The 13,946-nt window shown below is 46.1% G+C and carries 12 protein-coding genes; 5 read left to right on the forward strand and 7 right to left on the reverse strand.

Features of this window, described 5'->3' with window-relative positions:
* The first annotated feature begins 150 nt into the window (after nucleotides 1–150).
* A complete protein-coding gene (locus tag EAE30_RS14985; RefSeq protein ID WP_123016639.1) occupies nucleotides 151–1,419 on the forward strand; it encodes a hypothetical protein in 1,269 nt (422 codons plus the stop codon).
* Nucleotides 1,420–1,545: 126 nt separating this feature from the next.
* Nucleotides 1,546–1,959 (forward strand): alternative ribosome rescue aminoacyl-tRNA hydrolase ArfB, encoded by a 414-nt coding sequence (gene arfB, locus EAE30_RS14990; protein WP_123016640.1) that lies wholly within the window; start codon nucleotides 1,546–1,548, stop codon nucleotides 1,957–1,959.
* 11 nt (nucleotides 1,960–1,970) lie between these two features.
* Here the strand turns inward: arfB and EAE30_RS14995 are convergent, their stop codons facing one another.
* The gene (locus EAE30_RS14995) at nucleotides 1,971–3,371 is read right to left on the reverse strand and encodes a LysM peptidoglycan-binding domain-containing protein (RefSeq protein ID WP_164711877.1); all 1,401 of its coding nucleotides are present in this window, start codon (nucleotides 3,369–3,371) and stop codon (nucleotides 1,971–1,973) included.
* A gap of 246 nt (nucleotides 3,372–3,617) precedes the next feature.
* On the opposite strand from EAE30_RS14995, the gene EAE30_RS15000 reads away from it, so the two are divergent.
* Entirely contained in the window at nucleotides 3,618–4,517 is a 900-nt protein-coding gene (locus tag EAE30_RS15000; RefSeq protein ID WP_277871343.1) for a DMT family transporter, read from the forward strand.
* 81 nt (nucleotides 4,518–4,598) lie between these two features.
* Here EAE30_RS15000 and hisP read toward each other — a convergent pair whose 3' ends face one another.
* From hisP to xylA, 5 genes are all read right to left on the reverse strand, one after another.
* Nucleotides 4,599–5,372: a histidine ABC transporter ATP-binding protein HisP gene (gene hisP, locus EAE30_RS15005; RefSeq protein ID WP_123016643.1), complete on the reverse strand. Its 774-nt coding sequence runs from the start codon at nucleotides 5,370–5,372 to the stop codon at nucleotides 4,599–4,601.
* Between the two features lie 10 nt (nucleotides 5,373–5,382).
* Nucleotides 5,383–6,102: an ABC transporter permease gene (locus EAE30_RS15010; RefSeq protein ID WP_123016644.1), complete on the reverse strand. Its 720-nt coding sequence runs from the start codon at nucleotides 6,100–6,102 to the stop codon at nucleotides 5,383–5,385.
* Nucleotides 6,099–6,785 (reverse strand): ABC transporter permease, encoded by a 687-nt coding sequence (locus EAE30_RS15015; protein WP_123016645.1) that lies wholly within the window; start codon nucleotides 6,783–6,785, stop codon nucleotides 6,099–6,101. Before EAE30_RS15015 ends, EAE30_RS15010 begins: the two co-directional genes overlap by 4 nt.
* Before the next feature lie 362 nt (nucleotides 6,786–7,147).
* Nucleotides 7,148–7,783 carry a hypothetical protein gene (locus tag EAE30_RS15020; protein WP_123016646.1) on the reverse strand — a complete coding sequence of 212 codons (636 nt, stop codon included), beginning with the start codon at nucleotides 7,781–7,783 and terminating at the stop codon, nucleotides 7,148–7,150.
* 249 nt (nucleotides 7,784–8,032) lie between these two features.
* The gene (gene xylA / locus EAE30_RS15025; protein WP_123016647.1) at nucleotides 8,033–9,349 is read right to left on the reverse strand and encodes a xylose isomerase; all 1,317 of its coding nucleotides are present in this window, start codon (nucleotides 9,347–9,349) and stop codon (nucleotides 8,033–8,035) included.
* Between the two features lie 285 nt (nucleotides 9,350–9,634).
* Here xylA and EAE30_RS15030 point away from each other — a divergent pair, with 285 nt between their 5' ends.
* Complete coding sequence (locus tag EAE30_RS15030) at nucleotides 9,635–11,029, forward strand: sugar porter family MFS transporter (protein WP_123016648.1); 1,395 nt, start codon at nucleotides 9,635–9,637, stop codon at nucleotides 11,027–11,029.
* A gap of 56 nt (nucleotides 11,030–11,085) precedes the next feature.
* Here EAE30_RS15030 and EAE30_RS15035 read toward each other — a convergent pair whose 3' ends face one another.
* Nucleotides 11,086–12,273 (reverse strand): XylR family transcriptional regulator, encoded by a 1,188-nt coding sequence (locus EAE30_RS15035; protein ID WP_123016649.1) that lies wholly within the window; start codon nucleotides 12,271–12,273, stop codon nucleotides 11,086–11,088.
* A gap of 197 nt (nucleotides 12,274–12,470) precedes the next feature.
* On the opposite strand from EAE30_RS15035, the gene xylB reads away from it, so the two are divergent.
* Nucleotides 12,471–13,922 (forward strand): xylulokinase, encoded by a 1,452-nt coding sequence (gene xylB / locus EAE30_RS15040; RefSeq protein WP_123016650.1) that lies wholly within the window; start codon nucleotides 12,471–12,473, stop codon nucleotides 13,920–13,922.
* The last annotated feature ends 24 nt before the right edge of the window (nucleotides 13,923–13,946 follow it).

Genomic DNA, 13,946 nt, shown 5'->3' on the forward strand with positions numbered 1-13,946 from the left:
ACCGGGCACCCATCAGTGCCCGTTATGACATCTATCAATAGGCAGGCGATAGTTTTATCTTAAAACTACACAGCCCCGACATTACTCTGGTATTACCCATACTTTGGTTTGTTAAGTTAGTACAATGTTTGGAAATAAAGAGTACATGCTGTGACCTATCGAGTTGTACCTGTGAGCGAACTGATGACTTATGAGTTCGATATGATTGAAGCAGGGTTTGAAGCGCTCCACGATGATGTGCTGACGTCTATTGCCCCCCAGGGTGATGTGCCTGTGCTCCGCGAGCAACTACAATCCGGAGATTACGTCCTCTTATGTAAAAGCCCAGTGTTACCCCTATTACATCGCAAGAAAAACACCGAAGATAAACAAGTGTGGTGCATTAACGAAAAAGCTCGCCCCGCCGTGGATAAAGCCGTTCAAAATGCGCTCCAGCATTGTATTAATGCGGCACAAGAGAAAGAGCAAGCCAGTAAAGAAGCCACGCCTGTTCCTTTAACCAATGATCCTGTTGCGGAATATGAGCCAGAGCCAGTGCAGCTCGCGCGTAATACTAGCCCGCCTAAAGCCGACTTCGAATATTGTTTTGAAGTTGGCTGCTCTGATCATTCTTTTGTCACCAATGTATGTTGCTCGTTCGCACTCAGTCGCTCCACCCATGAATCGACCATTAGTCATTGGGAGAAAACAACCACTCCCAGAGGGACTCGCTACACCGCAACAGCGTTTGAAGACGAGCCTCGCAAATTGCTCGCGACCTTAGGTCCCATGCAACTGGGCATCTCCTGCTCTCCGGTTCAATTACATAAAGTGGGGTCTCAACATGTCAAAGAGGCCTTTATTCCCGTGGTGCCCGCTGTCCAATTCGGGCCTCGTTTGGGCTTACCTACTGTCGGATATTATTATCATTTTTTGCATAATACATTGATTCAAGAGTATAAAATTGTTGGCCGTGGCAACTGGAGTTTTTTTGCAACGCACTCCAACGCCCATCATCTCGACTCTGAAGCAGGCGCCAATAAATATCAATCCGCGATTTTATTATATTGGCAGCGAGACGGGCAAAAGGTTAGCGGGCAATCGCTCTTGTATACGCTAGCGCCCCTCACCTACGAACAACTGCACGCGGTCACACCGGAATGGCTGGCGCAATATGCCGTCAGTATTGATCCAGCGAAGCTCCTTGAACTCCAACATTCGACAACCTCGGACCAGACACCGCAGAGTCGCCAATTAGAACGACCAGAAACACCCCCTGCGACACTCAACCATCCTCGTCATGTCCACTATTCACTCAATGAGCGGTATCTGATTTCAGGCCAATTGAAATCCATCAATACGCCATCATTACTGAAAGACGACATGATTGTCGTGAATTTACGTGATCTGTCAGGAACCGGGCAAGCGTTGCCTTGCTAATTCAGAACCTTATGTCTTCGTGCCCTACTTGGTTACTCTCGTGTAGGGCCTTTCTGCCACTCCCGCCGTTTTGACCATTGAAACACGACACTATACAATCGCGTTTTCTCTTTACACTGTGTCCCTATGCTGAAAATTTCAAATACCGTCTCGTTAGCAGATTGGGAAATACAAATGACCGCGATTCGCTCTGCGGGCAATGGTGGACAAAACGTCAATAAAGTGGCGACCGCGATCCATTTACGCTTTGATATTGCCCATTCGACCTTGCCCGATGTCTACAAACAACGCTTACTGGCATCCAACGATTCCCGCCTCTCCAAAGACGGCGTGCTGGTGATTAAAGCCCAGTCCTTTCGCACTCAAGAACAAAACCGCGAAGACGCGCAAAAACGGCTGGTTGAATTCATTCAAGCGGCGATGGTGGTACAAAAAACCCGTCGACCTACCCGGCCGACACGCGCTTCAAAAATCCGTCGGGTTGATAACAAAAAAAAACGCAGTGAAAAGAAATCACTGCGCGGTAAGCTGAATATGTAACGGGCTCTGCCTTAGTGCCATTGCCGAACATTCACGATAGGCAGTTCATCATCAATCACACTGCTGTTATTGATCGAGCGTAGGTGTGTCCCTTCAAGCAAAGACGAGGGATACCGATAGCGTGAATGGCTCGCTCGGTTATAACGCTGGGGCGGATGCTTGGGTAACGAATACGCGTTATAGCCCTGCATCGCTTTTTCTGTTGCATCCGCAATCAAAATCTCATCACCGACTTGCAATGCACCGGGGTTCGCTTGGTATTTCGGGTTCAGATCCAACAATTCTTTGGGTGATAAACCGTACTTTTGCGCAATGTCATTCCAACCTTCACGCTCATTGGTACCGAGTTTATTTTGTACAAAGTGGCTTATGGTGCCGACACTGGCAACGTCACCGGAGGTGGTCATTCTTGGGCGTTCGTAGGTTGAATGATGAGATTTCAGCAAGGCTGGCACATCAATCGGAACGCCGTGAGTGTTCAACCAATCTTCATCCAGGTTATCAAGTTGGTCTCGCGTGATTTGCTTCTCTAAGTACACCAAGTGCTGCTGACGCACGAGATGACCCCGTAACTTCCAAAACAGTAAAATGGCATTTTGATAACGATTGTAACCTCGGCGCTGGTCAAGGACCTCATGAGTCGAACGCGTCGCATAAAAGCTCCACTTCTCTCCACCTAGGATTTTATACTCTTGAATCAAACGACGGTTACATATGTGATAATAATAGCCTTTGGTTGGCAACCCTAAGTAATCACCATGCTGAACAGCCGGAATCACAGGAACAAAGCTATCACGCACTCGGTCAGCACCGACTTCTTCCAGCCTCACACTGTGGTTAATGGTCAGCCCCATCGGCGCAGAACCGACTTGTACCATTAACTGCTTCGGCTCATTGTAGGCGGTATGAATGGTATACTTAGTGCCAAAGCTGGATGGCGCTTTGTGCCATTGGCCCAGCATCGGCTCTCGAACCGTCTTACCAATCATAAAAGAGCAACCGACGTTATTGATGAGCGCTTGCTCAGAACACGCCACTTCAAAACTAAACTCATAGCGCAGCGGTTTGACTTCATCGGTGAAATCCGGCCGAACTGACGGTGTCGTGTGTGGGTGATCCTGTTGGTGTGAGCGCAATGCGCCCTTTACCACCTGCGGGTGTGAAGCCGCGTCATGATGAGTTATGTGTGAACTGCGCGCACGCGTCTCCTCCACAGAGGTAAGCAATGTGGGTTTAGGATTCTGATTGTGAAGTAAAAGAGGCGCATCATTGCTTAAACTACGGACATTATTTGAGGTGTTATAACCTTGTGATGACAAAGTTTGGGATGCCGTGGACGAATGCTCATTCTCTTCAACTTGGCTAAAATCAGAGTAAGCCTGCTCTGCTTGCCGAGTCGTTTGATACATCATTGTTATGTCGTGCCTAACCATTAACTGTTTTATTGACGGTGTGGATTTTACCTAGGTTTTGTAATAATTCCTCTTTTTTGCCGTCATAGGTATGTCAGAGTGCCATTCAAGTGGAGCAAGGTCACATTTTTTCCAAAAACCGTCTTTGCAGATGCGGTCAATGTGACAGGGAAAAAACAAGACATTTTCTGCCATCCCAGCTAAAGTAGCGTTTTTTTATAGCCGAATTGTAATTATATGGATCCCGTGAACTCAAAAGCGCCCCTGTTCCCCATTGGCGTGCGTTTTATCTTTTTCTCCGCTTTGGGGTTTTCTTTTATGTCTGCCTTTGTGAAAGGCGTCCATAACTATGGCATTCCTGTTTTCGAGATTGTTGCCGCCCGTGCCTTAGTGTCGCTCATCATTAGTTATACCGATGTGCGCCGTAAAGGCATTTCGATTTGGGGCAATAACAAGCCATTGCTGTTTGCTCGGGGGGCGGTGGGCACCATGTCTTTGATGTGTGTCTATTACGCCATCTCTAATCTGCCCTTAGCACAAGCCACAATTTTGCAATACACACACCCTGTTTTTACGGCGATACTCGCGGTTATTTTTCTCAAAGAACGTATCCATGCGCCGACCCTTATTTGTATTGCACTGTGTCTTCTCGGGCTCTATGCCATGTTGCAACCTGACCTTCAAGGATCTGCCGCGATCCCTGTCTCTTTATTTAGTGTCGGCATTGCCATTATTGGGGCATTTGGTAGCTCTATCGCCTATGTGATTGTCAAAAAACTCAGCAACACGGAAGACAGTTCGGTCATTATTTTTTATTTCCCACTGGTGGCGCTTCCCATTTCGACTGTCATCATGCTACCCGATTTTGTATGGCCAGAATGGCATGTATCGCTCATGCTTATTATGGTTGGCGTCTGCACGCAAATTGGCCAATTAGGATTTACCAAAGCGATGCAAACTCAAGATGCTGGGCGGGCGTCAGCCTTTGCTTATATCCAAATTGTTTTTTCCATTTTGATAGGCATCGTTTGGTTTAAGGAAATCCCATCTGGCTGGACCTATATCGGCGGCGCATTGATTGTCTCTGGAGCGTTGATTAACGTATTTGGTCAACGCTTGCATCTCTTCCGGCGTAAAACGCGCTAACCCTCGGTTGAATTGCACGAAAAAAGGCCTGACACCGTGTGTCAGGCCTTTTTACTCTCGCGCCTAAACGTATTACTTTACTTACTTTAGTGCGCCCGATAAAAATTGCTGTAAACGCTCACTCTGCGGATTTTCTAACACATCTTGCGGAGCGCCTTGTTCTTCAATTTTACCTTGATGCAAAAAGACAACGTGATTAGACACATGGCGAGCGAAGCCCATTTCATGAGTCACCACCACCATCGTTTTCCCTTCTTCCGCAAGTTTTTGCATGATTTTTAGCACTTCTCCCACCAGCTCAGGATCCAGCGCAGACGTCGGCTCATCAAACAATAACACTTCCGGCTCCATGGTCAGCGCTCGAGCAATAGACACCCGTTGTTGTTGCCCACCCGATAACTGGGCAGGATATTGATCATGTGCTCGCTCATCAATGCCCACTTCTTGTAAGTATGCCTTAGCACGTTCAATCGCAGCCGGTTTCGACATCTTTAATACGTTGACAGGAGCAGCGATGACATTTTCCAACACGGTCATGTGTTCCCACAAATTAAAGTGCTGGAATACCATGGTGAGCTGAGTCCGCATTTTTTGCAGCTCTTTTTTATTCAGAACATTTAACTCACCATTGGCGTCTTTTTTCATGGCAATCTCATTGCCATTGATATAAATGCTACCGCTACTTGGCTTTTCTAAAAAGTTCAAACAGCGTAGAAAAGTACTTTTACCGGAACCCGATGAACCAATGATGCTGATCACATCGCCCGCTTTCGCTTCTAACGAGATGCCTTTTAGGACTTCATGGCTACCATATTTTTTGTGCAGATCGGTGACTGCGAGTTTTGAAGTTGTCATTATATCCTCACTATGCCTTCTGTGACGCGGGCGCTAGGTGTTTCAGCCACCGTTTTTCTGCGCGTTTAAATAAACGAATTAAAACAAAAGAAATCACTAAGTAAATAACGGCCGCTATCCCATAGGCATGAAACGGCATATAGGTTGCTGAGTTAACGTCACGGGCAATTTTTAAAATATCCGGAACCGTAGCGGCGAACGCCAATGATGTAGAGTGCAACATCATGATCACTTCGTTGCTATACGCGGGCATCGCGCGGCGTAACGATGCCGGTAAAATAATTTTAACGTAGAGTTTCCAAGTCGAGAAACCGTAGGCGCGTGCCGCTTCGACTTCGCCTGCATCGGTTTCACGAATCGAACCGGCAAAGATTTCTGTGGTGTAAGCGCAGGTATTGAGTACCAACGCCAATAGCGCACAGTTATAACCACTGCGGAAAAACCAGCTTAAAAATTCGGAATCGCGCACAAACCCCAAGGTGTACATGCCAGAGTAACAAATCAGCAATTGTACATAGAGCGGCGTACCACGAAACACATAAGAAAATAACCATACTGGCCAAGACAATAACTTATATTTCGACACACGCGCGACGGATAGTGGTACCGAGATACAAAAACCAATCGATACAGAAATCACTAAAAGCCATAACGTCACGGCCACCCCGGTAAATTTATAACCGTCGGTCCACAGAAAGCTCAGGCCATATTGTTGGAGAATCTCAATCATAACTCAGCCTTTTTCTTACCGGTAGAATACACTCGTCCTAGCCACCAAAACACCAGATTTGATAACGTGGTAAACGCCAAATAAATCGCGCCAGCCACCACAGTAAAATAAAAGAACTGATATGTTCCTTTTCCTGCATCTTGAGTCACTTTGACCACATCTTGTAAGCCAATGATTGAGACTAATGCAGTCGCTTTCATGGTAATCAGCCAATTATTGGATAAGCCGGGGAGCGCAAAGCGCATCATTTGTGGAAAGATGATTTTTTGAAACACTTGGCGAGGCGTAAAACCATAAGCCGTCCCCGCTTCGATTTGCCCTTTACCGACCGTCAAAAATGCCCCACGGAATGTCTCGGTAAAATACGCACCGTAAATAAACCCAATGGTGATCACGCCGGCAGAAAATGGATCAATATCAATTTGATCCAGATGGAAATACTCGGTGATATGGTTTAAGCCAATTTGCAAGCCATAGAAAATCACCAGCATCAATACCAGATCAGGAATACCCCGGATCAGTGTGGTGTACACATCCGCAACCCAAGCGAGTATTCTAGAACCAAATAATTTAGCAATTGCGGCAATCAGCCCAAGGACAAAAGCAACCAACATCGATAACAACGATAATTGAATAGTTACTAACGTACCTTGCCAAATTATGCCTCCATATCCGTAAAACATCGGGGAAAGCTCCTGACGAAAATTGGTCTGTGGGGTATCGGAAACAGGATGTGACACCACACAAGATAAATGACTAAAAATGCAAATAATTGCAAAACAATGAAGTATGGATGAGAGTTTATCACAGTATTTTTTAATGATTAAAGTAATTTAATGTCTTTCTTCTCTATAAAAACCATTACAACTCTGCATATAAATTCAATAAAAATAAAAATCACCTGCTATCTCTGCCACTTACAGAACAATCAACAACAAAAAAACCGCAACTTAAAAAGCTGCGGTCTCTTCAAATAATCATTCAGTTGGTGACATTTTACACATTTCAGCGCGCATTGTTTCAACCTGAGTGTGCTTAGCGAGTTCTAAAAATTGCTACAGATGGCATCCTTACCGAATAAATTGAGTTCATGAGGCATCACATACACTTTATTAATCCCGCACTCAATTGCAATCGCATCCTCAGAGCTCATCGCTTGAGCCGTAGCGTGCTGATAAAAATGGCTAAATACTCTGACACCACTTAACAATAGTACCGCGACGATGAATAAACTGATCACGACCTTGTGACGAGAGGCCCTCCGAATCGACTGCCAACTAGGCCATAACGATTCGCCAATGGTGACCTTGCGATAATAATCAAAGTTTGCCCATTGCGAGACAATGACACTAAGAGGAAGCCAATAACACAGTAATGGAAATGTCACGCCGAGCGTATATTCGAGCCATGAAAGTAACGCAGCCCAGAGCAGGGTCATCGAAGCCATGATGCCTGCTTTTATGTGCATGCCCTTCATGACATAAAAAAAGAAACCACCGAATAACGCATAAGCATTAAAACCGATTAACCAGCGCTCACGCCAATTCAAACTTTTATAAGCTGCCGATTGTAATACTTCTACTCGTCCCTTTTTATTTGCTTCTAGACGGTCGAACAAGTCAAAACGTCGCTCCCATGCGGTCGCTTTGAGATCCCCACCGTTAATACTTGGAGTCGTCATGAGGAATGTGCCCTTGCCAATTATGGTTAATTTTTATACACAGCAATGTCAGGTGATTGTTACACAGAGGTCATAAACCGTTAATCAATCATTCAATAAAAGGCTTTTTTTTGGGTAAGAGATCACATATCACTCATTCACAGTCTGAATGCAACTCAATGAGTTTCATATATAAGTAAAAAGTCGGCGTTGCTGAACACGGCATCTCCTCCCTATCGTCAATGTCAGGGAGGAGATGAAGAGGTAAGATTAATAAATGTAGCTATTGACGATATTTTCTAAGTATTCTTGCTGACCAGAGTGTTTTTCTGGCTGAATATTGTTGTCGACCGCATACTGAGCAAGTGACTCAAGCGAGTAATCTCCCTTCAAAATGTCTTGGCCTAAAGTATCATTCCATCCAGCATAACGCTGAGCAACGAGATGTGCCAACTTGTCGTTCTCGATCATTTTGGCTGCTTTTTCTAACGACAGCGCCATTGTATCCATACCGCCGATATGACCATGGAACAAGTCTTCTGCGTCAATCGATGGACGACGTAAACGTGCGTCAAAGTTAAAGCCACCAGTAGTAAAGCCACCCGCTTTGAGGATTTCGTACATGACCAAGGTATTTTCTTCCACACTATTTGGGAATTGATCCGTATCCCAGCCTAGTTGAGGGTCACCTCGGTTTGCATCAATCGAGCCTAAAATATCCAGAGAAGCCGCATAAGCTACTTCGTGTTGGAATGAGTGTCCCGCTAGCGTGGCATGATTCGCCTCAATGTTCACACGAATTTCTTTCTCTAATCCAAAATCTTTCAAGAAACCATATACAGACGCAACGTCATAATCGTACTGATGTTTGGTCGGTTCTTGCGGTTTAGGTTCGATTAAGATGGCGCCTTTGAAACCAATTTTATGTTTATGCTCAACCACCATTTGCATCAAACGACCGAGCTGCTGACGTTCTTGACGCAGATTGGTGTTCAATAGGGTTTCGTATCCTTCACGGCCCCCCCAAAGTACGTAGTTTTCACCACCCAGTTTTTGCGTTGCATTCATCGCATTGAAAATTTGAGTCGCAGCGTAGGCAAACACTTTAGGATCAGGGTTACTTCCTGCTCCAGCCATGTAACGAGGATTAGAAAACGCGTTCGCCGTTCCCCACAATAATTTGAGACCCGTTTCCTCTTGTTTATTGCCTAAGACATCCACCATTTTTGCAAAATTATTAACGTATTCTTTAATGGATTGTCCTTCAGGGGCCACATCGACATCATGAAAACAGTAATAAGGAGTGCCGAGTTTCGCAAAAAACTCAAACGCCGCATCGGCTTTCATGCGAGCTAACTCCATTTCATCACCGGCACGCATCCATGGACGCTCAAAGGTGCCTTGACCAAACACATCGGAACCTGGCCAAGTCATGTTATGCCAATAACAAACGGCAAACCGTAAATGTTCCTTCATGGATTTACCTAAGATCATTTTGTCGGCATCGTAGTGACGAAATGCTAATGGGTTATCGGTTTCTGTCCCTTCAAATTGAATAGGTTTCACCTTGGAGAAAAAGTCAGTCATCGCTATGTCCTCTGCGTTATTAGGTTAACTGACCTTCATAGTCGTCGTCATCACGGATTATCACAATTACGTTTTTTCTCATAAAATTTCATATATTTATCAACCGTGAATGGCGCCACATTTTGATGGTTTTATTGTCCTTCTCGCCAACAAAAGCTGTATTTTTACACTTCATTCACATTTGTGAAATATCGTAATAGCGATGTTTTTTTCAGCAATACCATTCCACCCGTAACCCATTGAGAATCATCAAGCCCTATACAAAACAATAATGAGGTTCACAGTATGAACACCAAGGTAAGCGTAATGCAATTGACGAGTGTTGTGGCTCTCGGGGGGTTACTATTCGGTTATGATACCGCGGTAATCTCTGGTGCTACTGACGCGCTACAAAATTATTTTCAGTTAACCTCAACCGAGTTGGGTTTTGCGGCATCCTCAGCCTTAATTGGTTGTGTGGTCGGCGCCATCCTATCTGGTGTGACAAGCTCTCGCTGGGGAAGACGCGGCGCTCTGATTCTCGCCGCCATACTCTTTCTCATTTCTGCGATTGGTTCGGCCATCCCTGATGACTACTGGACCTTTGTGATTTATCGCATCATCGGTGGTATCGGTGTCGGTCTCGCGTCCATGGTGTCGCCCATGTATATCGCTGAAGTGTCGCCGCCCGATCGTCGCGGCGGATTGGTCGCGTGTAATCAGTTTGCGATCATTTTTGGTATGCTGGTGGTCTACTTTGTCAATTACGGCATTGCGCTCCTAGGTACTGAAACCTGGCTCTATAACACGGGCTGGCGCTACATGTTTGCCTCAGAAACCATCCCAGCCGGTTTTTTCTTAATCTTCTTGTATTTCATTCCTGAAACCCCACGCTGGCTGGCTATGAAAGGTCGCGATAATGAAGCGCATTATTTACTAAAAGCGCTCAATAGCGGTCGTAATATCGATTCACAATGGAAAGACATCAAAGACTCGCTGAAAGACAAAAGCCGAGTCTCGATTGCCGCCAGTGGCTTCATGGGCGTATTGGTCATCGGTATCATGCTAAGTGTGCTGCAACAAGTGACTGGGATTAACGTGTTTCTCTACTATGCGCCTACCATTCTGAAGGGGTTCAGTTCATCGAGCATCGACATCGCGTTACTGCAAACCATTCTGGTCGGAGCGGTCAATTTAACGTTTACGGTCATTGCCATCATTACCGTGGATAAATTTGGTCGCCGACCATTAATGATGATCGGTGCCACCTTGATGGCACTCAGTATGTTTGCTATCGGCACAGCCGCCTATATGAATGCCATTGGTGGCTACCTGTTAATTTTCGTATTACTCTACATCGCCGCATTTGCGCTCTCACTGGGCCCCGTTGTGTGGGTACTTTTATCGGAAATATTCCCGAATAAAATCCGCTCTAAAGCCCTCTCGATTGCCGTATTCGCTCAGTGGATCGCCAACTTTGCCGTATCACAAACCTTCCCGATGATGAATGACCATGACAGCATGATTTACCAAAGCTTTAATGGCGGTTTCCCATTCTGGTTCTATGGCGCCATGGGGGTCTTTACCGTGTTCTTCATCTACCGCTGGGTACCAGAAACCAAAGGCCGTTCCTTGGAAGAACTTGAGCAACTATGGGACAAACAGCATCATCAATCGAGTGATGTCGTTGCTCACCACTAACCGCAGCCACTCACGATGCCCTTCAATGGGAGGGCATCCATCACCGTTCGCATGGTTTATACGTTTTTCTGAGTTTGATAGTAAACCCGATATTCTTTCGGTGTTTGGCTGTAATGTTTTTTAAAGACCGAATACAGATATTGAATCGATGGGTAGCCACACGCTTCAGAAATATCAGCAATCGGTAATTCACTTTCCCGTAATAATTGCGCTGCTCGCTCCAGTTTGGCTTGATGAATTTCTTGATGAATGGAGTGTTGCCGTAAGGATTTAAAACGCCCCTCCAAATTGGTGCGAGAAATGCCGATATAATCGAGCACCTGTTCAACCTTAATGCCTTTGCACGCATGATGGCGAATGTAATGCAACGCGTTGGCAACGTATGGATCGTCCACCCCTTGATAATCGGAACTTTGCCGTTGAAGCACCTTCGTTGGTGGCACCAAAATACGCGGTAGCTGTCCTGAGCGATTGGGCGTTTTGTTTAACAGATTATGGAGCAGCTTGGCCGCTTGATAGCCCATTCTTCGCGTACCTTGCGCCACGGAGCTCAGTGAGACGCGCGTCAGATAACGGGTCATTTCTTCATTATCAATACCAATCACCGCCACCTGCTCAGGCACCAGTATTTTCAGTTGGTCACACACTTGCAGAATATGCCTTGCCCGAGCATCGGTCACCGCAATGATACCCACTGGAATCGGTAATCCTTTTAACCAGCTTTCAAGGTTGTTCATATCCTCTTGCCACGTTTTAGAGTTGGTTGAGCTACCGTGAAAAATGGAATACTCATAAGATTCATTCTCCATCAACTCGATAAACGTATTTTCGCGCTCAATCGCCCAGCGTTCCCATGAATCTTGAGGAATCCCATAAAAAGCAAATTGCTCCAACCCTTTACTTTTTAAATGTTCGAATGCCATGACCACCAATTGCTTATTATCGGTCGCCACATACGGAACCTTCGGATAATGATCTGGGTTCGCATAGGAGCCGCCGACCCCAACCACAGGCATATCGGCTTCCATCATTAATTGTTCCAAAGCAGGATTATCGAAATCAGCAATGACGCCATCTCCCTTCCAGGATTTGAACTGCTCAATGCTCGTCGTAAAGTCCTCTTCAATATAAATATTCCAACAACATTGATTGGCATGTAGATAATCGCCAATACCTTCCATCACTTGTCGATCGTACGCTTTGTTCGCGTTAAACAATAATGATACTTGGTAGTTCTTATCCATACTTCGTCTCAACTTACTGGGTAAAATGACTCAGTCTATCAATACGTGAGTGGTTCTATTGTGATCCTTCACTCAGCAGCTAAATCAATGAATTTGGATACTAAAAAACGTAATTGTGGTCACGCTACTAGGCGTTACAATCGTAACTTAAGACAATTATGACGCCGTTCATGTCAACTTTTGCTAAGGGATGAATTATGTTTATTGGTATTGATTTAGGTACATCGGGTGTAAAAAGTATTCTTATGGATGCAGAGGGTGCGGTCATTGCATCCACAAACCAATCAATGACTGTGGAACGTCCTCACCCTCTGTGGTCGGAGCAAGATCCCCAACAGTGGTGGCAAGCCACCTGTGATTCACTCAAAGCACTCGGTGATATTCATCCTCTCGATAAAGTGCAAGCCATTGGGCTGTCAGGACAAATGCACGGCGTGACATTACTCGATCAAGACGCCAACCTATTACGCCCAGCGATTCTGTGGAACGACGGTCGCAGCGCTGCAGAATGTCAGTGGCTTGAAGAACACGTTCCTGAAAGCCGCGAGATCACGGGCAACCTCATGATGCCAGGGTTCAGTGCACCAAAAGTAAAATGGGTACAAAATCATGAACCTGACGTGTTTAAAAAAATTGCCAAAGTCCTACTGCCTAAAGACTATTTGCGTTACAAACTGACCGGTGTCTATGCTTCTGAAATGTCCGATGCCGCTGGCACATTATGGCTAGACGTTCATCAACGGGATTGGAACGATGAACTCCTCGCCGCGACTGGCTTAACCCGCTCTGCGATGCCAACGTTGTATGAAGGAACAGACATTACCGGAGAGCTGCGTCCTGACGTGGCTGAGATGCTCGGACTGCCCTGTGTCCCTGTCGTCGGAGGTGGGGGCGATAATGCCGCTGGCGCATTGGGCGTCGGTATCACTCAACCCGGTGAAGCGATGATTTCATTGGGCACGTCTGGGGTCTACTTTGCGGTGAGTGACGGTATGATTACCAACCCAGATGCAGCGTTACACAGTTTCTGTCATGCACTGCCACACACTTGGCACACCATGTCGGTGATTTTAAGTGCCGCATCGTGTTTAGACTGGGTAGCCAAACTGACAAACTTTGCCAACGTCGCCGACATGATGTCGTCGTGTGAAGCGCAGCATCCTCATACCGACGTGATCTTCCTCCCTTACCTCTCTGGGGAACGGACGCCGCACAATGATCCCAACGCTAAGGGCGTATTTTTTGGCATGACCCACGAAACCACCCGGTATGACTTGGTGCAAGCGGTCTTAGAAGGGGTCGGGTTTGCGTTAGCCGATGGCTTAGAAGCCTTACATAGTACTCATCATATCCCGACTGATATCACGTTAATTGGTGGTGGGGCGCGTAGCAGTTACTGGCGTCAGATCCTAGCCGATATTATGAACCAACCACTGACTTACCGCCAAGGTGGCGATGTTGGCCCTGCACTGGGCGCCGCTCGCTTAGCTCACTATGCGATGGCACCGAAGGGAACCTCGATAACCAGTATCTTCCCTAAACCTCCCGTAGTGGAAAAAAGTACGCCTGATGCGGAGCATCACAAGTATTACCAAGAGAAATACCAGCAATTTAAAACCCTATATCGTCAACTCAAAACGGTATTTTAAGCGCAGGTCATCTCTGAGCAATCC

It is taken from the genome of Vibrio zhugei (genome assembly GCF_003716875.1).
Classification (GTDB): Bacteria; Pseudomonadota; Gammaproteobacteria; order Enterobacterales; family Vibrionaceae; genus Vibrio; species Vibrio zhugei.

What these genes read in the sequence shown, in the direction of transcription:
- xylA (WP_123016647.1), bottom strand. Translation starts at nt 9,349, where the DNA reads ATGACTGACTTTTTCTCCAAGGTGAAACCTATTCAATTTGAAGGGACA.
- arfB (WP_123016640.1), top strand. Translation starts at nt 1,546, where the DNA reads ATGCTGAAAATTTCAAATACCGTCTCGTTAGCAGATTGGGAAATACAA.
- EAE30_RS15030 (WP_123016648.1), top strand. Translation starts at nt 9,635, where the DNA reads ATGAACACCAAGGTAAGCGTAATGCAATTGACGAGTGTTGTGGCTCTC.
- xylB (WP_123016650.1), top strand. Translation starts at nt 12,471, where the DNA reads ATGTTTATTGGTATTGATTTAGGTACATCGGGTGTAAAAAGTATTCTT.
- EAE30_RS14995 (WP_164711877.1), bottom strand. Translation starts at nt 3,371, where the DNA reads ATGATGTATCAAACGACTCGGCAAGCAGAGCAGGCTTACTCTGATTTT.
- EAE30_RS15010 (WP_123016644.1), bottom strand. Translation starts at nt 6,102, where the DNA reads ATGATTGAGATTCTCCAACAATATGGCCTGAGCTTTCTGTGGACCGAC.
- hisP (WP_123016643.1), bottom strand. Translation starts at nt 5,372, where the DNA reads ATGACAACTTCAAAACTCGCAGTCACCGATCTGCACAAAAAATATGGT.
- EAE30_RS15035 (WP_123016649.1), bottom strand. Translation starts at nt 12,273, where the DNA reads ATGGATAAGAACTACCAAGTATCATTATTGTTTAACGCGAACAAAGCG.
- EAE30_RS15020 (WP_123016646.1), bottom strand. Translation starts at nt 7,783, where the DNA reads ATGACGACTCCAAGTATTAACGGTGGGGATCTCAAAGCGACCGCATGG.
- EAE30_RS15015 (WP_123016645.1), bottom strand. Translation starts at nt 6,785, where the DNA reads ATGTTTTACGGATATGGAGGCATAATTTGGCAAGGTACGTTAGTAACT.